The organism is Pseudomonas sp. 210_17 TE3656, assembly GCF_054821965.1.
The window spans coordinates 2,394,910-2,418,364 of record NZ_JBTRBC010000001.1; the positions used below are offsets into that span (position 1 = coordinate 2,394,910).

General features: G+C 61.2%; 22 protein-coding genes. 6 read left to right on the plus strand and 16 right to left on the minus strand.

Going from position 1 to position 23,455, the window contains the following annotated elements:
- The first annotated feature begins 151 nt into the window (after positions 1 to 151).
- A complete protein-coding gene (locus ACVI9W_RS11230; RefSeq protein ID WP_461530023.1) occupies positions 152 to 1,129 on the plus strand; it encodes an NADPH:quinone oxidoreductase family protein in 978 nt (325 codons plus the stop codon).
- Between the two features lie 21 nt (positions 1,130 to 1,150).
- Here ACVI9W_RS11230 and ACVI9W_RS11235 read toward each other — a convergent pair whose 3' ends face one another.
- The 6 genes from ACVI9W_RS11235 to trxA form a co-directional block, all read right to left on the minus strand.
- Positions 1,151 to 1,795 (minus strand): TonB family protein, encoded by a 645-nt coding sequence (locus ACVI9W_RS11235; RefSeq protein ID WP_461530024.1) that lies wholly within the window; start codon positions 1,793 to 1,795, stop codon positions 1,151 to 1,153.
- 85 nt (positions 1,796 to 1,880) lie between these two features.
- Positions 1,881 to 2,525 carry a gamma-glutamylcyclotransferase gene (locus tag ACVI9W_RS11240; RefSeq protein ID WP_038615725.1) on the minus strand — a complete coding sequence of 215 codons (645 nt, stop codon included), beginning with the start codon at positions 2,523 to 2,525 and terminating at the stop codon, positions 1,881 to 1,883.
- 275 nt (positions 2,526 to 2,800) lie between these two features.
- Entirely contained in the window at positions 2,801 to 3,769 is a 969-nt protein-coding gene (locus ACVI9W_RS11245) for a CDP-6-deoxy-delta-3,4-glucoseen reductase (RefSeq protein ID WP_461530025.1), read from the minus strand.
- The gene (gene ubiD / locus ACVI9W_RS11250; protein ID WP_038615731.1) at positions 3,770 to 5,236 is read right to left on the minus strand and encodes a 4-hydroxy-3-polyprenylbenzoate decarboxylase; all 1,467 of its coding nucleotides are present in this window, start codon (positions 5,234 to 5,236) and stop codon (positions 3,770 to 3,772) included.
- 126 nt (positions 5,237 to 5,362) lie between these two features.
- Positions 5,363 to 6,622, minus strand: a complete 1,260-nt coding sequence (rho, locus tag ACVI9W_RS11255) for a transcription termination factor Rho (protein WP_038615733.1) — start codon at positions 6,620 to 6,622, stop codon at positions 5,363 to 5,365.
- A 229-nt stretch (positions 6,623 to 6,851) separates the two neighbouring features.
- The gene (gene trxA, locus ACVI9W_RS11260) at positions 6,852 to 7,181 is read right to left on the minus strand and encodes a thioredoxin TrxA (RefSeq protein ID WP_461530026.1); all 330 of its coding nucleotides are present in this window, start codon (positions 7,179 to 7,181) and stop codon (positions 6,852 to 6,854) included.
- Between the two features lie 242 nt (positions 7,182 to 7,423).
- Here trxA and ppx point away from each other — a divergent pair, with 242 nt between their 5' ends.
- On the plus strand, positions 7,424 to 8,926 hold the full coding sequence (ppx, locus tag ACVI9W_RS11265; protein ID WP_157194817.1) for an exopolyphosphatase: 1,503 nt from the start codon (positions 7,424 to 7,426) through the stop codon (positions 8,924 to 8,926).
- Here ppx and ppk1 read toward each other — a convergent pair.
- Positions 8,913 to 11,153, minus strand: a complete 2,241-nt coding sequence (ppk1, locus tag ACVI9W_RS11270) for a polyphosphate kinase 1 (RefSeq protein ID WP_461530027.1) — start codon at positions 11,151 to 11,153, stop codon at positions 8,913 to 8,915. The two genes, ppx and ppk1, sit on opposite strands and share 14 nt — an antisense overlap.
- Before the next feature lie 19 nt (positions 11,154 to 11,172).
- Entirely contained in the window at positions 11,173 to 12,183 is a 1,011-nt protein-coding gene (hemB, locus tag ACVI9W_RS11275; protein WP_038615739.1) for a porphobilinogen synthase, read from the minus strand.
- 207 nt (positions 12,184 to 12,390) lie between these two features.
- Between hemB and ACVI9W_RS11280 the strand changes: the two genes are divergently transcribed.
- Positions 12,391 to 13,011, plus strand: a complete 621-nt coding sequence (locus tag ACVI9W_RS11280) for a DedA family protein (RefSeq protein ID WP_422415843.1) — start codon at positions 12,391 to 12,393, stop codon at positions 13,009 to 13,011.
- A 153-nt stretch (positions 13,012 to 13,164) separates the two neighbouring features.
- A complete protein-coding gene (gene elbB / locus ACVI9W_RS11285; RefSeq protein ID WP_461530028.1) occupies positions 13,165 to 13,833 on the plus strand; it encodes an isoprenoid biosynthesis glyoxalase ElbB in 669 nt (222 codons plus the stop codon).
- 108 nt (positions 13,834 to 13,941) lie between these two features.
- Here the strand turns inward: elbB and ACVI9W_RS11290 are convergent, their stop codons facing one another.
- From ACVI9W_RS11290 to ACVI9W_RS11310, 5 genes are all read right to left on the minus strand, one after another.
- On the minus strand, positions 13,942 to 14,403 hold the full coding sequence (locus ACVI9W_RS11290; protein WP_461530029.1) for a YaiI/YqxD family protein: 462 nt from the start codon (positions 14,401 to 14,403) through the stop codon (positions 13,942 to 13,944).
- A 60-nt stretch (positions 14,404 to 14,463) separates the two neighbouring features.
- Complete coding sequence (locus tag ACVI9W_RS11295) at positions 14,464 to 16,362, minus strand: FTR1 family protein (protein WP_461530030.1); 1,899 nt, start codon at positions 16,360 to 16,362, stop codon at positions 14,464 to 14,466.
- Between the two features lie 161 nt (positions 16,363 to 16,523).
- A complete protein-coding gene (locus tag ACVI9W_RS11300; RefSeq protein WP_461530031.1) occupies positions 16,524 to 17,156 on the minus strand; it encodes a LysE family transporter in 633 nt (210 codons plus the stop codon).
- 83 nt (positions 17,157 to 17,239) lie between these two features.
- A complete protein-coding gene (locus tag ACVI9W_RS11305) occupies positions 17,240 to 17,818 on the minus strand; it encodes a mechanosensitive ion channel domain-containing protein (RefSeq protein WP_371262016.1) in 579 nt (192 codons plus the stop codon).
- Between the two features lie 8 nt (positions 17,819 to 17,826).
- Complete coding sequence (locus tag ACVI9W_RS11310) at positions 17,827 to 19,737, minus strand: ATP-binding cassette domain-containing protein (RefSeq protein ID WP_157194629.1); 1,911 nt, start codon at positions 19,735 to 19,737, stop codon at positions 17,827 to 17,829.
- A gap of 50 nt (positions 19,738 to 19,787) precedes the next feature.
- On the opposite strand from ACVI9W_RS11310, the gene ACVI9W_RS11315 reads away from it, so the two are divergent.
- Entirely contained in the window at positions 19,788 to 20,270 is a 483-nt protein-coding gene (locus ACVI9W_RS11315; RefSeq protein WP_422415840.1) for a TIGR02444 family protein, read from the plus strand.
- On the opposite strand, the gene ACVI9W_RS11320 is transcribed toward ACVI9W_RS11315, so the two are convergent.
- Entirely contained in the window at positions 20,246 to 21,328 is a 1,083-nt protein-coding gene (locus tag ACVI9W_RS11320) for an AlgP family protein (protein ID WP_461530032.1), read from the minus strand. The genes ACVI9W_RS11315 and ACVI9W_RS11320 overlap by 25 nt on opposite strands.
- Positions 21,329 to 21,554: 226 nt before the next feature.
- Between ACVI9W_RS11320 and ACVI9W_RS11325 the strand changes: the two genes are divergently transcribed.
- Positions 21,555 to 22,220 (plus strand): FKBP-type peptidyl-prolyl cis-trans isomerase, encoded by a 666-nt coding sequence (locus ACVI9W_RS11325; protein ID WP_461530033.1) that lies wholly within the window; start codon positions 21,555 to 21,557, stop codon positions 22,218 to 22,220.
- A 14-nt stretch (positions 22,221 to 22,234) separates the two neighbouring features.
- On the opposite strand, the gene rsd is transcribed toward ACVI9W_RS11325, so the two are convergent.
- Together rsd and ACVI9W_RS11335 are read right to left on the minus strand one after the other, a co-directional pair.
- On the minus strand, positions 22,235 to 22,705 hold the full coding sequence (gene rsd, locus ACVI9W_RS11330) for a sigma D regulator (RefSeq protein WP_157194633.1): 471 nt from the start codon (positions 22,703 to 22,705) through the stop codon (positions 22,235 to 22,237).
- A 223-nt stretch (positions 22,706 to 22,928) separates the two neighbouring features.
- Positions 22,929 to 23,447, minus strand: coding sequence for a disulfide bond formation protein B (locus tag ACVI9W_RS11335; RefSeq protein WP_038615768.1), 519 nt, complete (start codon positions 23,445 to 23,447; stop codon positions 22,929 to 22,931).
- Between the last annotated feature and the right edge of the window lie 8 nt (positions 23,448 to 23,455).

Genomic DNA, 23,455 nt, shown 5'->3' on the forward strand with positions numbered 1-23,455 from the left:
GTTACTGACACACTGCAATCGCGGGGCAAGCCCGCTCCTACCGGCAGCCCAATTGCGGCTTATATCGGTCTATCAGGACAGGGCATGCTCGTTGACCCTCAACGTGCCCCACCTACACTTATCGGCCACTACGCGCAAAGGAATAGTCCCGATGAAAGCAGTGTTGTGCAAAACCCTGGGCCCGGCTCAGGGTCTGGTCCTGGAAGAGGTCGCAAGCCCCGTACCGAAGAAGAACGAAATCCTCCTGGATGTACATGCGGCCGGGGTCAACTTTCCCGACACCCTGATCATCGAGGGCAAGTACCAGTTCCAGCCGCCCCTGCCCTTCTCTCCCGGAGGCGAGGCGGCGGGGGTCATCAGCGCGGTGGGCGAGAAAGTCACTGATCTCAAGGTCGGCGACCGGGTCATGGCTCTGACCGGCTGGGGCAGCTTTGCCGAGCAGGTGGCAGTGCCAGGCTATAACGTGCTGCCGATCCCTGAGCACATGGACTTCACCCACGCCGCCGCCTTTGGCATGACCTACGGCACCTCGATGCATGCCCTGCAGCAACGCGGTCAGCTCAAGGCCGGCGAGACCCTGTTGGTGCTCGGCGCCTCGGGCGGTGTCGGGCTGGCGGCGGTGGAAATCGGCAAGGCCATGGGCGCACGGGTCATCGCCGCGGCCAGCAGCGCCGAGAAGCTCGCCGTGGCCAAGGCCGCCGGTGCCGATGAACTGATCAACTACAGCGAGCACAGCCTCAAGGACGAGATCAAACGCCTGACCGCCGGCAACGGTGTCGATGTGATCTACGACCCGGTCGGCGGCGACCTGTTCGACCAGGCCGTGCGCGGCATTGCCTGGAACGGCCGGCTGCTGGTGGTAGGCTTTGCCAGCGGGCGCATCCCGCAGCTACCGGTAAACCTGGCGCTGCTCAAGGGGGCGGCAGTGCTTGGCGTATTCTGGGGCGCCTTCGCCCAGCGTCAACCAGCTGACAACGCGGCGAACTTCAAGCAACTGTTTGCCTGGTACGCCGAGGGCAAGCTCAAGCCACTGGTGTCGCAAACCTTCCCGCTGGCCGAGGCTGGAGCTGCCATCGACCTGCTCGGTCAGCGTAAAGCGCTGGGCAAGCTGGTGGTGACCCTGCGCTGAGCCAATCCTGCCCACAGCGCATCAGCTCTGCGGGACCAGGCGCTCACGCAAATATGCAGGCCAGACATCGACGAAGTCGATGCCCGGGTAGGTCTGGCACTTTTTGATTATCCCAGGCAGCGCCTTCTTGAAGGACTTGGAGGTGGCCATCGATTGCTTGTAGCTGGTGACGCCGTCTTCTTCAAAGCGCGAAATCATGCGGATCGACAACAGTGTGGTGTTCATGTCGTCGAGTGGTCTGGCCGAGTCATCTTTGCGGAACTGCGCCACTTCTTCGTTGAACTTCTTGCAGGTCATCAGGATCAACCCGGCCCGCTCGTAGATATCCCACCATTCCTTTTTGTCGTTAAGACGAAAATGCAGGTCTGTACGCACATCGAGCTTCGCGGGATTTTCCTTGGTCACCGTCCAGGGCTTGAAGCGCCATTGCCTGGCCGCCTCAAGTGCGGCCTCGGCGAATGCCGGCTCACTGCTCTGAATCACCTTCACATCCGCAACCGAGCCGTCGGCCCGAACCTCAAAGCCGATTTTGACGGAGCCGGTGATAGCCGCCTTGCGCAGCTCGGCCGGATAGGTCGGAATGGTTTTCTCGACAAACTCCACTTTGATATCGGCATGGGCGAGTCCAGTTGCCCCCATTAACAGCAATGCTGCCAACCACTTCATCCTTGATCCTGCCTGTCCAATGAATATCAGGGCGCGATAGTAGCGTGCCAGAGCCCTGCGGACAAAATAACAATTCTCATTATTGTTACAGCGGCAGGTGACAACGTCGGAACCGTGCCTCCAGGTTACGGTCCGGCATGGCATGAATACGCAAGGCGTTGAGGGTCTGCTCGACGTAGTCACGGGTACTGCCATAACGCCCCTTGGCGTTGGCGAAAATCTGACTGAGCAGATCGTCAGGCAGGTTACCGGCGTAGCACGGCAAGTGCCGCTCCAGCACAAAACCCAGGGCCTGGACCTTGCTGCCATCGTCCAGGCGGCAGGTCAGCCAGTGCGGCCGGTAAGCCGGGTAAGGCATCTCGCGCTGCCACAGGGCCAGCAGAGAGTCTTCCAGGCATTCGTCTGGCAGGCGGTAGGCAAAGCCGCTGCAGGAGCCGCCACGGTCAAGGCCGAAGACCAGCCCCGGGCACTCGGGAGTCCCCCGGTGCTCGTGCGACCACAGGTATAGCCCGCGATGGTAACCATGCACCCTGGCGCGCCGACGCTCGGCGGCGTTGCATTCCGGGCGCCAGATCAGCGAACCGTAGGCAAACAGCCAGACCGGACCACCCTGATGGCGGGACATGGTGTGCTGAACCGAAAGTTTAAGTTGCTCATGGGACAGTTGTTGTCCGAAGTCGAGCAACGGAGGATAAGCCACAGGCAAAGATGCAGTTTCAATCGCCGACATAGCTGCCGCCAGAATTCCCCGTGAACTACTGAAGTGAGTCACTGTAAACGAATACGTTATCCACGTACTTACCGTACGGCAGATTGTGTATTGAACACAAGCCTCACCTCGCCCCGGAAGTGCCCTGCAGCAAGGCCTTGAGCAACCCGCCGGGTGTTATTCCAAGTGTAGCGAAAGTTATTTACGCTGCCGGCAATAATAATTGCCTTATGCCCGCTACAAACAACGGTGGTTATTAAACCGGCACGCTATTGCAGCGTGCCTTGTTTGGTCATTCAACCGCGAGGGGCATAAGCGAATACATCAGCACGCATCTGATGAGCATCCATACCCGCTTCGACCAGCGCATCGAGGGTGGCATAGACCATGTTCGGCGAGCCGCTGGCGTAAACATGGATACCGGCCAGATCCTGCATGTCTTCACAAATGGCTTCGTGCAGCAGGCCACAACGCCCTTCCCAGCCACACAGATCGCTCACCACCTTGTGCAGGAACAGGTTCGGCAACTGTTCCCATTCGGCCCAATGCTCGATCTGGTAGAAGTCCTCTGGCAGGCGCACACCCCAGTACAGATGAACCGGATGCTTGAAGCCCTGGGCCCGGCAATGCTCGATCAGGCTGTGCATTTGCGCCATGCCGGTGCCTGCGGCGATCAGTACCAGCGGACCATCGGGCAGCTCAGCCAGGTGAGCATCGCCAAACGGCATCTCGAGCCGCGCCATACTGTTGCGCTGCAACTGCGCAATCAATGCCACCGCACTGTTCTCGCGGGCCAGCACATGCAGCTCAAGCTCGCGTCCGCTATGGGGGGCCGAGGCCAGGGAGAAGGCGGCCTTGTCGCCCGCTTCGCGCTCGATCATCAGGTACTGCCCGGCGTGGTAACGCGGCGGTTTGCCCGCTGGCGCCCGCAGGCGCACCCGCCAGACGTCGCCACCGACCTCAACGCACTCACTCAACTGACAGGCCAGTGTCCTTACCGGCAACTCGCCTAACGCGAGCACGCCATCCCATAACAAGACGCAGTCCTCCAGCGGTTCGGCGATGCAGGTGAACAGCTCGCCATGGTCACGCTCCTGCCCGTCCTGACGCACGCGGCCTTCCACCAGCAACGCAGCGCAGACATGGCAGTTGCCATTGCGGCAGCTCTGCGGGCAGTCGTAGCCAAGACGCCGCGCCCCATCCAGAATCCGTTCTCCGGGGTTGAGCGCCAACACCGCCCCGGACGGCTGCAAGGTTACCTGCATTTAGTCTATTCCCAACTGGTTCCACAGCTCATCGATCCGCCGGGTGACCGCTTCATCCTTGACGATGACCCGTCCCCATTCACGGCTGGTTTCTCCCGGCCACTTGTTCGTCGCATCCAGGCCCATCTTCGAACCCAGGCCGGAAATCGGCGAAGCGAAGTCCAGGTAGTCGATCGGGGTGTTGTCGATCATCACCGTATCGCGCTTGGGGTCCATGCGCGTGGTAATCGCCCAGATCACATCATTCCAGTCCCGGGCATTGATGTCGTCATCGGTGACAATAACGAACTTGGTGTACATGAACTGTCGCAAAAACGACCAGACCCCGAGCATGACGCGCTTGGCGTGCCCTGGATACTGCTTCTTCATGGTCACCACCGCCATGCGGTAGGAGCAGCCTTCAGGCGGCAGGTAGAAGTCGGTGATTTCCGGGAACTGCTTTTGCAGGATCGGCACAAAGACTTCGTTGAGCGCCACACCGAGGATCGCCGGCTCATCAGGCGGACGGCCCGTGTAGGTGCTGTGATAGATCGGATTCTTGCGGTGCGTGATGCGCTCGACGGTGAACACCGGGAAGCTGTCGACTTCGTTGTAGTAGCCGGTGTGATCGCCGTACGGACCTTCCGGCGCCATCTCGCCCGGATGAATCACACCCTCGAGGATGATCTCGGCGGTAGCCGGCACCTGCAGGTCATTGCCACGGCACTTGACCAGCTCGGTGCGGTTGCCGCGCAACAGGCCGGCGAAGGCGTATTCGGACAAGGTGTCGGGTACCGGGGTCACCGCGCCAAGGATGGTCGCCGGATCCGCGCCGAGGGCCACGGAGACCGGGAACGGCTGGCCCGGGTGCTTCTCGCACCACTCGCGGTAATCCAGGGCGCCGCCGCGATGGCTGAGCCAGCGCATGATCACCTTGTTGCGGCCAATCACCTGCTGGCGATAGATCCCCAGGTTCTGGCGCTCTTTGTTCGGCCCGCGGGTCACGGTCAGACCCCAGGTAATCAGCGGCGCGACATCGCCCGGCCAGCAGTGCTGCACCGGCAGCATGCCGAGGTCGACATCGTCACCTTCGATGACCACTTCGTGGCAGGCGGCATCCTTGACCACTTTCGGCGCCATCGACACGACCTTTTTGAAGATCGGCAGCTTCGACCAGGCATCCTTGAGGCCCTTGGGCGGCTCAGGTTCCTTGAGGAAGGCCAGCAGCTTGCCGATTTCGCGCAGCTCGCTGACCGACTCGGCGCCCATGCCCATGGCTACCCGCTCCGGAGTGCCAAACAGGTTGCCGAGTACCGGAATGTCGAAGCCCGTGGGCTTTTCGAACAATAGCGCCGGGCCTTTGGCGCGCAGAGTGCGGTCGCAGACTTCGGTCATTTCCAGGACTGGAGAGATCGGAACCTGGATGCGCTTGAGTTCGCCGCGCTGTTCCAGGCCACGGATAAAGTCGCGCAAATCGCGATACTGCATGCAAAAGCCTCGTATTCGCCGTACCGGTCGGGGTGCAAAGTGTATCGCCTAACCCGGCCGGCCAGAATAGCCAAAGTACAGATAGCAAAAAGCCGGGTTGCCCCGGCTTTTGCGCAACGCACTCGTTTACTTGCGTTTCATCGACAAGAAGAACTCGTCGTTGGTCTTGGTCTGCTTGAGCTTGTCGATCAGGAACTCGATGGCCGCTACTTCATCCATCGGGTGCAGCAGCTTGCGCAGGATCCACATGCGCTGCAGTTCGTCGTCGGCGGTCAGCAGCTCTTCACGACGGGTACCCGAACGGTTGATGTTGATGGCCGGGAATACACGCTTCTCGGCGATCTTGCGGTCCAGCGGCAGCTCCATGTTGCCGGTGCCCTTGAACTCTTCGTAGATCACTTCGTCCATCTTCGAACCGGTTTCAACCAGTGCGGTGGCGATGATGGTCAGCGAGCCGCCTTCTTCGATGTTACGCGCAGCACCGAAGAAACGCTTTGGCTTCTCCAGGGCGTGAGCATCGACACCACCGGTCAGGACCTTGCCGGAGCTCGGGATCACGGTGTTGTAGGCACGTGCCAGACGGGTGATCGAGTCGAGCAGGATGACCACGTCTTTCTTGTGTTCAACCAGGCGCTTGGCCTTCTCGATGACCATTTCAGCAACCTGCACGTGGCGGGTTGGTGGTTCGTCGAAGGTCGAGGCAACCACTTCGCCGCGCACGGTGCGCTGCATTTCGGTAACTTCTTCCGGGCGCTCGTCGATCAGCAGGACGATCAGGTGGCACTCGGGATTGTTACGGGTAATGTTGGCCGCGATGTTCTGCAGCATGATGGTCTTGCCCGCTTTTGGCGGAGCAACGATCAAACCACGCTGACCTTTACCGATCGGGGCACAGAGGTCGATAACCCGGCCGGTGAGGTCTTCGGTGGAACCGTTACCGGCTTCCATCTTCAGGCGCTTGTTAGGGAACAGCGGCGTCAGGTTTTCGAACAGAATCTTGTTCTTCGCGTTTTCCGGCCGGTCGAAGTTGATGGTGTCGACTTTCAGCAGGGCGAAGTAACGCTCGCCTTCTTTTGGCGGGCGGATCTTGCCGACGATGGTGTCGCCGGTGCGCAGGTTGAAGCGACGGATCTGGCTTGGCGAGACGTAGATGTCGTCCGGGCCTGCCAGATAGGAGGCATCCGCCGAGCGCAAGAAGCCGAAGCCGTCCTGGAGAATCTCCAGCACGCCGTCACCGGAGATTTCCTCGCCGCTTTTCGCATGCTTTTTCAACAGAGAGAAAATCACATCTTGCTTGCGCGAACGGGCCATATTTTCTATGCCCATCTGTTCGGCCATTTCGAGCAGATCGGTAATCGGCTTTTGCTTGAGTTCAGTCAGGTTCATAAGGGGAGTGACGTAATCATGTAAGAAGGGGAAATTAAGCTTCTGGCTTAATGAAGCCGCGCCGCAGAGAAGGCGACAGGATCGCGTACTGATTCGAATTAGGGATGCGTCGGCGACGGCGTGCAGAGGGCACCGGAGAAACAGTGCGAGGCCGAATGTAACACCTGCTTTTTCTGGCGTCTAGTCACCAGACAAAGAAAAGCCCCGGCGAATGCGGGGCTTTTTTCACTCAGATATTGGCGTCAAGGAACGCCTGAAGCTGAGACTTGGACAGTGCGCCGACCTTGGTGGCCTCGACGTTGCCGTTCTTGAACAGCATCAGCGTCGGGATGCCACGCACGCCGTGCTTGGCCGGGGTTTCCTGGTTGTCGTCGATGTTCAGCTTGGCGACGGTCAGTTTGCCCTGGTAGGTAGCGGCGATGTCGTCCAGAACCGGAGCGATCATTTTGCAAGGGCCGCACCATTCAGCCCAGTAGTCGACCAGCACCGGGCCTTCAGCCTTCAGGACGTCGGCTTCGAAGGTGGCGTCAGTGACGTGTTTGATAAGATCGCTGCTCATGGAAGTCTCCAAGGTCGTAAGCAAAAAAACGTGGCCCATCATAGCCGCACCGGCGACTTACAGGAAGTCACGGACGATTGAGTGTAACTATAGTTGTGCATGACCGCGCATATCGGTGCGGTCACAGGAAAGTCATATTTCCTCCATCAACCTGCCCCACATCAAGCCTTGATAAGCTGCGCGTTGGCGTCAGCCCTGGATCGTGGCAGGATTGCCGGGTTATCGACCGAGAAACCATGACCATGCCGCAAACCACAGCCAAGAATCTGTCCTTGATCGCTGCCATTGACTTGGGCTCCAACAGTTTCCATATGGTAGTGGCCAAGGCCCACCATACCGAGATCCGTATTCTTGAGCGGCTCGGGGAGAAGGTTCAGCTGGCCGCCGGTATCAACGAAGAGCGCCAGCTCAACGAAGAGTCGATGCAGCGCGGTCTGGACTGCCTCAAGCGCTTCGCCCAGCTGATCAGCGGCATGCCGGACGGCGCCGTGCGTATCGTCGGCACCAACGCCCTGCGCGAGGCGCGCAACCGCGGCGAGTTCATCCGCCGCGCCGAAGAAATCCTCGGACATCCGGTCGAAGTGATTTCCGGCCGTGAAGAAGCCCGTCTGATCTACCTCGGCGTTTCACACACCCTGGCCGACACCCCCGGTAAACGCCTGGTCGCCGACATCGGCGGCGGCAGTACCGAGTTCATCATCGGCCAGCGATTCGAGCCGCTGCTGCGCGAAAGCCTGCAAATGGGCTGCGTCAGCTACACCCAACGCTACTTCCGTGACGGCAAAATCACCCCGGCACGCTACGCCCAGGCCTATACCGCGGCGCGCCTGGAGCTGATGAGCATCGAAAACGCCCTGCACCGCCTGACCTGGGACGAAGCCATCGGCTCCTCCGGGACCATCCGCGCCATCGGCCTGGCCCTCAAGTCTGGCGGCATGGGCAGCGGCGAGGTCAATGCCGAGGGCCTGGCCTGGCTCAAGCGCAAGCTGTTCAAACTGGGCGAAACCGACAAGATCGACTTCGATGGCGTCAAACCGGACCGCCGGGCGATCTTCCCGGCCGGCCTGGCGATCATGGAAGCGATTTTCGATGCGCTGGAACTGCAGCGCATGGACCACTGCGATGGCGCCCTGCGCGAAGGCGTGCTCTACGACCTGCTCGGCCGTCATCACCATGAAGACGTGCGTGAGCGTACCCTGACCTCGCTGATGGAGCGTTATCACGTCGATCAGGGCCAGGCGGCCCGGGTCGAGCGCAAAGCCCTGCATGCCTTCGACCAGGTGGCCAAGGCCTGGGACCTGGAAGACGGTATCTGGCGTGAGCTGCTCGGCTGGGCGGCCAAAGTGCATGAAGTGGGCCTGGATATCGCCCACTACCACTACCACAAGCACGGCGCCTACCTGATCGAGCACTCCGACCTGGCCGGCTTCTCCCGCGAAGACCAGCAGATGCTCGCCCTGCTGGTGCGCGGCCATCGCCGCAACATTCCCAAGGACAAGTTCGCCGAATTCGGCGACGAAGGCGTCAAGCTGATTCGCCTGTGCGTGCTGCTGCGCTTTGCGATTCTGTTCCATCACATCCGCGGCACCCAGCAGATGCCGACGGTGACCCTGCATGCCAAGGGCGATAGCCTGGATGTCGAATTCCCGGCCGGCTGGCTGGAAGAGAATCAGCTGACCCAGGCCGACTTCGGCCTGGAGGCTGAGTGGCTGACCCGGGTCGGCTTCGTCCTCAGCGTACGCTGAGGACCGGGTTGCTCAGGCGCTCGAGCAGAGCCGCCTGGGCACTGCGCGGGTTCTGATTGCCGGTAGGCGTGCTGCGCACATAGCGGCCGTCCGGCTGCAGGATCCAGGCGTGGGTGTTGTCGGTCAGGTACCCTTCCAGCTCCTTCTTGACCCGCAGGATCAGCTTCTTGCCCTCGACCGGGAAGCAGGTCTCGACCCGCTTGTCGAGGTTGCGCTCCATCCAGTCGGCACTGGACAGGAACATCTGCTCCTCGCCGCCGTTGAGGAAGTAGAACACCCGCGTGTGCTCGAGGAAGCGGCCGATGATCGAACGCACCTGAATGTTGTGCGACACCCCGGCAATCCCCGGACGCAGGCAGCACATGCCGCGCACTACCAGATCGATACGCACCCCTGACTGACTGGCCTTGTACAAGGCGCGGATGATCTTCGGATCGGTCAGCGAGTTGAACTTGGCGATGATGTGCGCAGGCTTGCCCTCCAGGGCAAACTGGGTTTCCCGCGCGATCATGTCGAGCATGCCCTTCTTCAGGGTGAACGGCGCGTGCAGCAGCTTCTTCATGCGCAGGGTCTTGCCCATGCCGATCAACTGACTGAACAGCTTGCCGACGTCTTCACACAAGGCGTCGTCCGAGGTCAGCAGGCTGTAGTCGGTGTACAGACGCGCGTTGCCGGCGTGGTAGTTACCGGTACCCAGGTGCGCGTAGCGAACGATCTCGCCGGCTTCACGACGCAGGATCAGCATCATCTTGGCGTGGGTCTTGAAGCCGACCACACCGTAGATCACTACCGCACCGGCGGCCTGCAGACGGCTGGCCAGCTGCAGGTTGGACTCTTCGTCGAAGCGCGCGCGCAATTCGATCACCGCGGTGACCTCCTTGCCGTTACGCGCGGCATCGACCAGCGCGTCGACGATCTCCGAGTTGGCGCCGCTGCGGTACAGGGTCTGGCGCACGGCCAGGACATGCGGGTCCTTGGCGGCCTGGCGCAGCAGATCGACCACTGGCGTGAACGACTCGAAGGGGTGCATGAGCAGGATGTCCTGCTTGCCGACCACGCTGAAAATGTTCTCGGCGTTCTGCAACAGCTTGGGAATCGCTGGTGTGAACGGCGTGTATTGCAATTCCGGGTGACTGTCCAGGCCGGTGATGCTGAACAGCCGGGTCAGGTTGACCGGACCGTTGACCTGGTACAGCTCGCTTTCACTCAGGCTGAACTGCTTGAGCAGGTAGTCCGAGAGGTGTTTCGGGCAGGTGTCCGCCACTTCCAGGCGCACGGCATCGCCATAACGGCGCGAGAACAGCTCGCCACGCAGGGCCCGGGCCAGGTCTTCGACGTCTTCTGAGTCCAGCGCCAGGTCGGCGTTACGGGTCAGGCGGAACTGGTAGCAACCCTTGACCTTCATGCCCTGGAACAGGTCATCGGCGTGGGCATGGATCATCGAGGACAGGAAGACGTAGTTATCTCCCGGACCGCCCACCTCCTCCGGCACCTTGATCACCCGTGGCAACAGGCGTGGCGCCGGAATGATCGCCAGACCGGAATCACGGCCGAACGCATCGACACCTTCCAGCTCGACGATGAAGTTAAGGCTCTTGTTCACCAGCAACGGGAACGGGTGCGTCGGATCGAGGCCGATCGGGGTGATGATCGGGGCGATCTCGTCGCGGAAGAAGCGCCGCACCCAGGTCTTGAGCTTGGTATTCCAGTGACGGCGGCGGATAAAGCGGATCTGGTGCTTTTCCAGCTCCGGCAGCAGCACATCGTTGAGGATCGCGTACTGACGATGGACCTCGCTGTGTACCACTTCACTGATCCGCGCCAGCGCCTGGTGCGGCTGCAGGCCGTCAGCGCCGGCCTGTTCACGGGCAAAGGTGATCTGTTTCTTCAGGCCCGCCACACGAATTTCGAAGAACTCATCCAGGTTGCTGGAAAAGATCAGCAGGAACTTCAGCCGCTCCAGCAGCGGGTAGCTCTCATCCAGCGCCTGTTCCAGCACGCGGATATTGAACTGCAGCTGGGACAACTCGCGGTGAATGTACAGACTGCTGTCATCCAGACCGGGAACCGCGATGGCCGGGGCAACTGGCGCCGGGACAGGCGCAGGCGCCTCGACCTCGACCACAGGCTCAGGCAGCGCAGCAGGCTCCGGCGGCGTTTCGAGCATCTGCTCCGGTACCGGCTGGGCTTGCTTCATCTCGATATCACTGAGTACTTCGTTATTCATCTGGCGTTCCTGAAGGGCGTTACTGCCCTCTCATCAATTGAGCAGCGCGAACAGCGAAATAGGTCAGGATGCCATCAGCTCCTGCCCGTTTGAAGGCCGTGAGGGATTCCAGGATCACTCCTTCACTGAGCCAGCCGTTCTGGATCGCGGCCATGTGCATGGCGTACTCGCCACTGACTTGATAGACAAAGGTCGGGACCTTGAATTCATCCTTGACCCGAAAAAGGATATCCAGATACGGCATACCCGGCTTGACCATGACCATGTCGGCGCCTTCGGCCAGGTCCGCAGCCACTTCATGCAGGGCTTCGTGGCTGTTGGCCGGGTCCATCTGGTAGGAGGCCTTGTTGGCCTTGCCCAGGTTCAGGGCCGAGCCGACCGCATCGCGGAACGGGCCGTAATAAGCGCTGGCGTACTTGGCCGAGTAAGCCATGATACGCACGTTGACGTGACCCGCCAGCTCCAGAGCTTCACGAATGGCCTGGATGCGGCCGTCCATCATGTCCGAAGGGGCTACCACCTGGGCTCCGGCTTCGGCATGGGACAAGGCCTGACGCACCAGGGCATCGACGGTGATGTCGTTCTGTACGTAGCCTTCTTCGTCGAGAATGCCGTCCTGACCATGGGTGGTGAACGGGTCCAGGGCGACGTCGGTGATCACGCCCAGCTCCGGGAAGCGCTCACGCAGGGCGCGGGTGGCGCGCTGGGCGATACCGTCCGGGTTCCAGGCTTCGGCACCGTCGAGGGATTTTTTCTCGGTTGGCGTCACCGGGAACAGGGCCAGGGCTGGAATCCCCAGCTTCACCCACTCTTGCGCCGCTTCCAGCAACAGGTCGATGCTCAGACGCTCGACACCCGGCATCGAGGCAACTTCCTCACGGCGGTTTTCGCCATCGAGGACAAACACCGGGTAGATCAGGTCATCGACGGTCAGCACGTTTTCGCGCACCAGTCGACGGGAGAAATCGTCACGACGGTTGCGACGCAGACGGGTGGCAGGAAACAAACGGTTAGCGGGGGTAAAGCTCACGGCAGACTCCTGAGCCCGCGCAGGCGGGCGAGCGCGACAGTTATAAGCGGCCATTATGACGCTTGAATGACAGCCTGGGACAACCCTGCGACTTGAGGACGCAGTCATTGTCCTTGTAGGAAATGTTAACGTCGAGACACATTTGGATACTTTCCCCAACGGCCACGAAGGGTTAGGCTTCGCGTTCATTTCGCCAGCACCCAGAAAATGCTCCAACAATTCCTGCAGGATTTTGGTTACTTTGCCCTTTTTCTCGGCACGTTTTTCGAAGGTGAGACCATCCTGGTTCTCGCAGGCTTCCTTGCGTTCCGCGGATACATGGATATCAACATGGTGTGCCTGGTGGCCTTCTTCGGCAGCTATGCCGGTGACCAGCTGTGGTACTTCATGGGGCGCAAGCACGGGCGCAAATTGCTGGCGCGCAAACCGCGCTGGCAACTGATGGGCGACCGGGCGCTGGAGCACATCCGCCGCCACCCGGATATCTGGGTCCTGAGTTTCCGCTTCGTCTATGGCTTGCGTACGGTCATGCCGGTGGCCATTGGTCTGTCCGGCTACCCGCCACGCCGCTACCTGCTGCTCAACGGCATCGGTGCGGCGGTCTGGGCCCTGGCCCTGGGCGCTGCCGCCTATCACTTCGGCGCCATTCTCGAAGGCCTGCTGGGCAACGTGAAGAAGTACGAGCTATGGGTGCTCGGTGGCCTGCTGGCCTTCGGCGGCTTGCTGTGGTTGCGCCGGCGCTTCAAGGCGGCGCGTGTCGCGCGCAAGGAGGCTGCGGCCATGCAGGCCGAACAGCGTGCCGCGGACCAGGACAGCGACCGGCCCTGAGCCAGGCAATCCCCGTTGTCGTCCTCACCCTGAACAATGAACACTGCGCCATTTGCAGAATCCAACTACAAAGGATTTTGAGAAGATGGACGCGGTGATTGGACATCTGCCAATTTAGAGGCGATCTAACGCCTCGACTCGGGAGTAGTGAGCATGACCAAAAAAAAAGTTGCAGTGATCCTTTCCGGCTGTGGTGTCTTTGACGGCGCCGAAATCCACGAGAGCGTGATCACCTTGCTGCGCCTCGACCAGCGCGGCGCCGAGGTTCAGTGCTTTGCGCCGAACATTGCGCAGATGCATGTGCTCAACCACCTGACTGGCGAGGAAATGCCCGAATCGCGCAACGTTCTGGTGGAATCGGCGCGCATCGCCCGCGGCAATATCAAGGATCTGCGTGAGGCCGATGCCAAGGAATTCGATGCCCTGATCGTGCCCGGCGGTTTCGGTGCGGCCAAGAACCTCTCGAATTTTGCCGTTGAAGGCTCAGGCTGCAGCGTCCACCCGGATGTTCTCGCCCTGGCAGAAGCCTTTGCCGAGGCCGGCAAACCGGTCGGCCTGATCTGCATCTCCCCTGCGCTGGCGGCGAAAATCTATGGCCCTGGCGTGGTCTGCACCATCGGCAACGATGCCGACACCAGTGCGGCCATCGTCAAGATGGGCGGCACCCACGAAGAGTGCGATGTGCATGACATCGTCGAAGATACCCAGCGCAAGCTGGTCAGCACCCCGGCCTACATGCTCGCGCAGTCGATCAGCGAAGCTGCTGGCGGCATCTACAAGCTGGTAGACCGCGTGCTGGAACTGACGCACGAAAAAGACTGAGCCTGCCACCAGGAACAGTGAAGACTCCTTCTGTGGGAGCTGGCTTTGCCGGCGATGGGGTCCACACTGGCCTCATCGCCGGCAAAGCCAGCTCCCACAATGGCTCGATCAGCCCGGGAAATCACGCGCCAGCCGCGTGAGGATGCGGTCCAGGGAATTGGCGAAGGCCTGCTTCTCACGATCGCCATAAGGCGCCTGTCCGCCACCGACCTGCCCCTGCTCGCGCAGGTCGGTGAACAGGTTACGCACCGCCAGACGTTCGCCCATGTTGCGCTCGTCGAACTCTCGCCCACGCGGATCGAGGCAGGCCACGCCTTTCTTGACCAGCCTGTCGGCCAACGGCACATCGCTGCAGATCACCAGCTCACCCGGCACGGCATGCTCGACCAGGTAATCGTCGGCAGCATCCGGCCCGCTGGGTACGACGATCAACCTGACGCAGGTGAACGCCGGTTTGATCTGGCTTTGCCCGGCCACCAGCACCACTTCCAGCTGACGCTTCAGGGCAAATTTGACGACCTGATCCTTGGCCGCCTTGGGGCAGGCGTCGGCATCGATCCAGATACGCATGACAACAGATTCCAACAAATACGGGCGAACAGTATCCCTGCTCGCCCGCTCGGCTTCAAATCAGCTCGCTGACACCCGGCGCTTCTCGGCCAGACGGCTGCGTCCGTACAGAATCGCAATGGCCAGCAAGGCCACCACTTGCGCCGCCAGCGAGTAGGCATCGGCGTGGATGCCCAGCCAGTCGAAGTCAAAGAAGGCCACCGGACGGGTACCGAACACCCCGGCTTCCTGCAATGCCTTGACCCCGTGACCGGCAAACACCACCGACAACGCACACAACAATGCAGCGTTGATGCTGAAGAACAGCGCCAGCGGCAGCTTCGCCGAACCGCGCAGGATCACCCAGGCCAGCCCTACCAGCAGCACCAGCGCCGTGGCGCCACCGGCCAGTACTGCCTGATGCCCGGCAGGCCCGGCCTGCAACCACAGCGTTTCGTAGAACAGAATCACTTCGAACAGCTCGCGGTAAACCGAGAAGAACGCCAGCAAGGCAAAGCCGAATCGTCCGCCACCGCTGACCAGGCTGCTCTTGATGTAGTTCTGCCAGGCCGCCGCGTGCCGGCGATCATGCATCCACACGCCCAGCCAGAGCACCATGACACTGGCGAACAACGCCGTGCAGCCTTCCAGCAGTTCGCGCTGAGCGCCACCGACATCGATGACATAGGCCGCCAATGCCCAGGTGCCGAATCCGGCCAGCAACGCCAGGCACCAACCGATGTTGACGCTACGTACCGCCGACTGCTGGCCGGTGTTGCGCAGGAAAGCGAGAATTGCCGCCAGCACCAGAATGGCTTCCAAGCCTTCGCGCAGCAGGATCAGCAGGCCGGAAATGTAGCTCAGCGACCAGCTCAGGCCATCACCACCGAGCAAGCCGGCGGCTTCCTTGAGTTTCGCCTTGGCAGCCTGCAGACGCTGGCTGACCTGCTCAAGCGGCAGACCGTCCTGGAGCGACTGGCGGTAGGCCATGAGCGACTTTTCAGTGTCCTTGCGCACATTGGCATCGACGTTGTCGAGGGAGCTTTCGATCAGCTCGAAGCCTTCCAGGTAGGCCGCCACCGACAGGTCGTAAGCCTGTTCATGGTCACCGTTCTGGTAGGCCGCCAGGCTCTTGTCCAGGGTGTTGGCGGTGTAGTCCAGCAGCTGCGCCGGGCCACGTTGTACCTGCGGAGGTTGGGCGCGCTGGGCGCGGAACACTGCCGCCGCTTCCAGCCCTTGCGATGCTTCAACCTCCAGCGGCGTCTGGCGCGCCAGATCAGCGAGGTTGTAGGTCGTTTCGCCTTTGGCCTTGGCCGGATCTGCGGTGAAGCTGGCGATGTAGGTGGCCAGGTCCCAGCGCTGACGCTCGTCGAGCTGATCGGCAAAGGACGGCATGTCGGTGCCTTCGATGCCTTGCCCCAAGGTGTTGTAGAGGTCATACAGGCTCAGCCGGGTCAGGCGCTCGCTGCTGCGCAGGTTGGCCGGCGGTGGTTCCAGGCCGACCCCCGCCGGACCGTCACCGGCACCGCTGTCGCCATGGCAGACCGAGCAGTGCTGGGCATACAGCGGCGCCCCGCGAGAGGGGTCCGGGGTGATGACAGGAGCCTGGCTGACTTCATAGGCAACCGCCAGCTGTGCGCCGAGCTGACGGGCCTGACGCGCGACGCTGGCGCCGTCCTGGCGCTGATTGATTGCCTGGCGCAGGCTGACCACGCCCTGCTCCAGCGCTTGCCGCTCGGCACGGGCCGGCAAGCCACTGATCAGGCCTTGCAGCACGTCAGTGAATTCCAGCTGCTCGCGGTATTCGCCGTCGTCCACCACTTTGCCCGCCTCGACCGTCGCCGGGTAGTCGGCACCGATGTAGTCGAGCAGGTGCAAGGCCTTGGCGGCGTTTTCGACAGGGTCGGCCAACAGTGCGGTACTGCTCAGTGCCAGCAGCGGCCAAAGCAACCAGGCGAGCAAGCGGGAACGGGGAATCATGAGCCAATCTCAAATAACAATGCGAGGTATTGCATTGTTCACTTCCAATGGCGATCGCTCAAGGTTTGCGCGGCAATCTCAGTAAAATTTAGTGACAATTTCATCTCGGGCACAAAAAAGGCGACCCTGAGGTCGCCTTCTCTCTGTGCAAGCATCCCGAATCAGACTGGCGCCCGGCGAATCGTCGCCAGCAAGGTCGCAGCCCCGAGGAACAACCCGGCAAAGGTGCGGTTCATCCGCCGCTGCTGCTTGGGCGTGCGCAGCAAACGCAGTACCCGTGCCGCCAGGCCGGTATATCCGGCCATGACCAGCAGATCCACAGTCACCATGGTCGCCGTGATGATCAGGTACTGGGGCAGCAACGGCGCATGCGGATTGATGAACTGCGGCAGTACCGCCAGCATGAAGATCAGCGCTTTGGGGTTGCTGACATTGACCAGAAAGCCGCGGAACACCAGGCTCAGCGGCTTGCCGATCGGCCGCACGGCAGACTCGTCGCTGATGTCGGCCGGCAAGGCGCGCCATTGTTTGACGGCCAGGTAGACCAGGTAGGCAACGCCGAACCATTTGATCACCTGGAACGCGGTAGCCGAGGCGGCGAGGATGGCGCCAACGCCGGCGGCAATGATCGCAATCTGCAGCACCAGGCCCAGCTGTAGGCCCAGGGCGTTCCAGTAGCCGCGCCAGAAGCCGTACTGCAGACCACAGGACATCGAGGCAATCGCCCCGGCGCCCGGCGAGAGACTGATCACCCAGCATGCGGCAAAAAATGCCAACCACGTTTCCAACGACATCACGCACCTCGGCCATAGCTTGTTACAAAGCTCTAAACTAGTGCGCTGGCGAAAAAATAACCACGGTTTTTTTCAGCGGCCGATCATTTGCCGACGATTTTGTCTTCACCCACCAGCGGCACAATCTCAGCACCGCGCCAGCGCCTGACCGACTTCTGGAAAAACTGGCTGTTGGGCACCTGGACTGTCGCGCCACCGGCCTCCGGCATTTCGATCAGGGTCGTGAACAGCAGGTTGATGGCCACCACCCGCCCTTTCACTCCGGGTTTGTCGATGGTCTCGACCAGCTCCACCACGTCGCCGATGCGAAACGGCCCGACGGTGAAGATCAGCACCGCACACAGCAGGTTCGACAACACACTCCACATTGCGAAGAACGCCACCGCCGCGACGGCGACAAAGCCGGACAAGGCCGTCCACAGCACCGTGGCGGAAACGCCCAGGCGCTCGAGTACGAACACCAGCGCACTGCCCATGATCAACCAGCGCAGACCACCGCGCACCGGCATCATCAGCTCCGGGGGCAAGGGATAACGTTCGCCCAGACGCTTCAGGCAGCGCCCGACCAGGCGCTGCAGGACAAATGCAGCGCAGAGGATCAGGAGAATCTGCAAGCCCAGCCAGAACGGTGCGATCCACTCCGGCGGCACGGGCAACTGCAACGACGTGATCAAGACAACGCCTCCAGCTCCGCCTGCATGGTCTCCAGCTGCTCAAGGGCGGCCATCCAGGCTTCTTCCAGTTCTGCCTCGCGAACTTTGAGCTTGGCCTGCTGGGCCAGCAAGTCGCGCAACTCATCCTTGCGTGCAGCTTCGTAGATAGCACTGTCACCGAGGCTGGCATCGATCTTTGCCAGTTGCTCATGCAGGGTGCCCAGTTCACGCTCCAGCTTGTCGGCTTCGCGCTTGTGCGGGGCCAACTGCTGACGCAGCGCTGCCGCAGCCTGACGCTGGGCTTTCTTGTCAGTCTTGTCGGCATTGACTGGCGCGGTACTGACCGGTGCGTTGCGCTGGCGATACTCGACCAGCCAGCGGCTGTAGTCGTCGAGGTCGCCGTCGAAGGTTTCAACCTTGCCATCGGCCACCAACAGGAAGTCGTCGGTGGTGCTTTTGAGCAGATGGCGATCGTGGGAAACCACCAGCACCGCACCGCTGAACTCCTGCAGTGCCATGGTCAGTGCCAGGCGCATTTCCAGGTCGAGGTGGTTGGTTGGTTCGTCGAGCAGCAGCAGGTTCGGCCGCTCCCAGGCGATCAGTGCCAGCGCCAGGCGGGCCTTTTCGCCACCGGAGAAATTCAGCACCGGCTCGTCGATACGGGCGCCGCGGAAGTCAAAGCCACCAAGGAAGTCACGCAGCGTTTGCTCGCGCTCGGTCGGAGCCAGACGCTGCAGGTGCAGCAACGGGCTGGCCTTGTTGTCCAGCGAGTCGAGCTGATGCTGGGCGAAGTAGCCCACCGACAGGTTCTCACCGCGCACCAGACGGCCGCTCAATGGCTCCAGCTCGCCGGCCAGGTTTTTGATCAGGGTCGACTTGCCCGCGCCGTTGGGGCCGAGCAAGCCGATACGTGCACCAGGAGTGAGCTGCAGCTTGACCTTCTCAAGGATGGTCTTGTCGCCGTAACCCAAGCGACCTTCGGACAGGTCGAGCAAAGGGCTGGAAATCTTTTCCGATTCACGGAAGACGAAGTCAAACGGCGAGTCCACATGCGCGGCCGAAAGCTCTTCCATGCGTTCCAGGGCCTTGATCCGGCTCTGCGCCTGACGTGCCTTGGTGGCCTGGGCCTTGAACCGGGCGATGTACTTTTCCATGTGCGCGCGCTGCGCCTGCTGCTTCTCGTAGGCCTGTTGCTGCTGGGCCAGACGCTCGGCACGGGTACGCTCGAACGCGGTGTAGCCACCACGGTAGAGCGTCAGCTTGCACTGCTCGACGTGGGCCACGTGATCAACGACTGCATCGAGAAAATCGCGGTCGTGGGAAATCAGCAACAGCGTGCCCGGGTAGCCCTTGAGCCAATCTTCCAGCCAGAGGATCGCATCGAGATCGAGGTGGTTGGTCGGTTCGTCGAGCAACAGCAGGTCGGAGGGGCACATCAGCGCCTGGGCCAGGTTCAGGCGCATCCGCCAGCCACCGGAGAAGTCGCCGACGCGGCGGTCCATCTGCTCGTTGGTGAACCCCAGACCGGCCAGCAGTTTGCGTGCACGGGCATCGGCGGTGTAGCCGTCGGCGCTGTCGAGCTCGATATGCAGACGCGCCAGCGCCGTACCGTCATGGGCGGCTTCGGCGGCAGCCAGATCGGCCTGGACCTTGCGCAGGCGGATGTCGCCATCGAGCACATAGTCGACTGCCAGGCGGTCGAGGGTATCGACCTCCTGGCGCATGTGCGCAATACGCCAGTCGGCCGGCAGCTGACAGTCGCCGGAGTCGGGCGTCAGCTCACCGCGCAACAAGGCGAACAGGCTGGATTTACCGGCGCCATTGGCACCGATCAGGCCGGCTTTGTGACCGGCGTGCAGGGTCAACTCAGCGCCTTCTAGCAGGCGCTGGGGACCACGCTGTAAAGTGAGGTTCGATAGTCTGATCATAATGGCCGCGGAGTCTACCAGCTTCGTCGGCAACTGGCGCGAGTGGGACCATGCACACCGACCTGTGGAATTTTGCCCTGAATCTTTACGCCCGCCCAGGTGTCGAGGCAGCCTGCCTGCAATGGCAGGATCAAGGCGGCGACGTCTGCCTGCTGCTGTGCGCGGCCTGGCTCGACACGCGTGGCGTGATGCCGAACGAGCAACGTCTGCAAGCATTACGGGAAGTGGCCGAGACCTGGCAGAACAACGTGGTCAAACCGCTACGCAGTTTGCGTCAGCAATGGCGCAATGCGGCCATGCAGGATCCGCAGCTGGCGAATTTGCGCGAGCACGTGAAGGGACTGGAACTGAAGGCAGAGCGCATTGTGCTGGAGCGCTTGCAGGAGGCCTGTGAGGGCTGGGCAGCAACACCCGAAGCTGACATCGATTGGCTGCAATGCCTGACGTCATTGGACGGTGGTGTGCATCACGACGCGCTGCATACGCTGCGCGCCGTGATGCAGTCGACTCAGGATGCCGACGATGGCGTCTGAGTTGGCGTTACCGAGGATGCAGGTGCAGTCGGTGCGCTGCTCGCCGGTGCACTGACCGCAGGAGCGGGTGCGGAAGCTGCTGGCGCAGGTGCGCTGGCAGGCTTGGCGGCAACAGGCTGTGCGGCCGGTTTGGCAGGTGCTTTTGCAGCAGGACGGGCCGCAGGTTTGGCCGCTGTTTTCGCGGCAACAGGCTTGGCCGCTGCTGGCTTGGCGGGTGCTTTCGCCGCTGCCGGTTTGGCCGCAGGCCTGGCAGGTGCTTTCGCCGCAACAGGCTTGGCTGCTGGTTTGGCCGCTGCTTTCACTGCGGGTTTGGCAGCTGCAGGTTTAGCCGCTGGCTTGGCGGCAGGTTTTGCAGCAGCGGTTCTGGTCGCAGGTTTTGCCGCCGCTCTGGTTGCAGGCCTGGCTGCCGGTTTTGCCGCTGCAGGTTTGGCAGGCGCTTTCGCCGCAGCAGGTTTAGCTGCGGCAGTTTTGGCCGCAGGTTTAGCGGGTGCTTTTACTGCAGCAGGCTTGGCGGCTGGTTTGGCAGCAGCGGTGCGTGCAGGTGCTTTTGCTGCTGGCTTGGCAGCGGCTTTGACCGCAGGTTTGGCGGCAGGCTTGCTCGCAGCTTTTACCGGTGCCTTGGCGGCCGGCTTGGCCGCGGCAGCAGCAGGTTTTGCCTCGCGCTGAGTCAGCGCCTTGGCAGCCGCTTCCTTGACCTTGCCAACACCCTGGGCCAGTTTCAGGCTTTCCTGGGCATCGCGCTTGAGCTGCAGAATGTAGGTGCGAGTCTGCGACTGGCGCTCTTTCAGCGAGTCGAGCAGCTCTTCCAGTTCAGCCGCTGCCGACTTGGCTTTGGCCTGTGCCTTGGCTTTTCCGGACTTGGCTGCGTCTTGCAATTTGAGACGAGATTTGTGCAGTTTTTCTTGTGCCTTGCCGCGTTGTTTTTCCAACTTGGCGAGCAGTTTTTCAGCATCAGCCAGCGCTTGCGAGCAGGCATTTTCCAAATGATCGAGCAGGCTGCCCGAGAGTTGCTGGAGCAGGTGCAACGGCGTACTTACTGGCTTCTTATTGGCCGACATGGTTTACCTCCTGGCTGACGAGAGTGCGGCTCATACTATGCTTCTGCTGCTACCGCCGCTAGGGCATGTTGACAGTATCGAAGGCGCCGCGTTGCATGCCTGGGCAAAGTTCTTATCGCTGCAGCTGGGAACAAGTGTAGATGCTTCGCAACGTGTTGCTGATATTTGCACGAAGTCGCAGAGCAAGGCTGGCATACTTTACTTCCGCTGAAGCAGGAGTACGCCAGTGTCGCGCTATCTAGTGTTAGCTGTTTTTCTATTGCCGGCAGCGCTCTTGGCAGCGCCCGCCGAAACCACGACAAATGATCACGACCTGGCCTACAGCCTGGGCGCAAGCCTTGGGGAACGGCTGCGTACAGAAGTTCCCGACCTGCAACTGGAAGCCTTGCTTGAGGGGTTACGCCAGGCCTATCAGAACAAGCCGCTGGCCCTGAGCAAAGAGCGCATGGCGGTAGTACTCGGCGAACATGAAACCCGCGCCAACGAAGCAGCGCTACATGCGCAAAGTGAACAGTTACTGGGCGCAGAAAAACGCTTCATGGCCAATGAGCGGGCCCGCGCAGGCGTGCGCGAATTAGCCGCAGGCATTCTGGTGACAGAACTGGTCAAAGGCAGCGGTGCCAAACCCGGCGCAAAGGGCAAAGTCCAGGTTCGCTATGTCGGCAAGTTGCCAGACGGCACTGTCTTCGATCAGAACCAGCAAGCGCAATGGTTCAATCTGGACAGTGTGATCGAAGGGTGGCAAGTAGCATTGCCGGAGATGGCGACAGGGTCCAAGTGGCGTCTGGTGATTCCTTCAGCCCAGGCATATGGCGCCGAAGGCGCGGGCGACCTTATTGCGCCCTATACGCCACTGGTGTTCGAGATCGAGCTGCTTGGGGTCGCCGACTGAAGTCGGCACACCCATCAGGCCTGTACCGCGCCCTCTTCGCTGTGCGCGTTGTGCAGTACTTCGATCAGGCAGTCTTCGAGTTCGAAGCGCTCATGCAGCAGGCTGCCGAGTTCGGTCAATTTCTTCGCAAAGCGCTCAGGGTCGTTGCAGTCACCCTTGTCGCAATGATCGTTGAAAGCCGAGGCAATTTCGGTGGTCGCATCGATTCGGGGGCTGATCTGCTTCGCCAGCTCCAGGCCTCGCGTATCGCCAAAAGCCTTGGCTTCGCTGACCAGTTGCTCGCTCACTTCGAAATGCCAGGCTGACACATAATCGATCAGCACCGCACAGAAGTCCCGGCTCTTGTCCTTGTCGGCGAATGCCGGCCTGGCATCGCGCAACTCACGAAAGGCCGTTACCAGCTCTGCACGCTCATCCAACCAGCGGTCAATGAGCTTGTGAACCCCACCCCAGCGTTCCTGAGCATTCTGACAACTATCTAGCATGGCGATCTCTTCCCTTCTGGGTAATGCGCCTGCCCCCGCTCGCAAGTGTGCGCAGCAATGGTGAAATCAGCAGACGGCATCGAGCAGCTGTGTTTTCGGTATGCGTGCAGGGAGATTATTCCCGTGCGCCCTTGGCTTCAAGGTACGCAGACGACAAAGTTCATACAAGTGTTTAATACTTTCTGAAGCTGCCGCCGGTCGTTTGCATCTGCAATCGATTGCTTCAGTTTTTTGCCGGGTGGCTGATGAGCGAACGCTTGTGCGCACACAGGCGCAAAAGCAGCAGTGCGGCCAACAGTACAAACGACAGCAAGCTCCACTCGGGGACCGTCAAGTCGAGAAAACTCCAGTTGATGGGCGTGCATTCAGGGCTGCCGAGCACCATGATTTTGAGCGACTGGCTCAGGGGCAGGCTTTCGAAGAAATAGCTCATCGATGGCTGGCACCCCATGTTCGCCAGCGGCGTGCCTTGCAACCACACATGCCTGGCTGCGAGCAGCGCTCCACCCGTGGCGAAGAACAGCGCCAGCGCCGCATAAAGGCGCGCCCCAAGGCGCCCGGGAGCGTGCACCACCGCACACAGGCAGACCAGTGCAAAGCCCCCCAGAAACAGCCGCTGGCTGTAGCACAGCGGACACGGTTCCAGCGCCATGCCCCATTCAAGATAGAACGCAGCAGCCAGCATCAGTACCGAGGCCAGCAAGGCCGGAAGGAACATTGAACGCAAGCGAGCCAACGGCATGGTAGTTC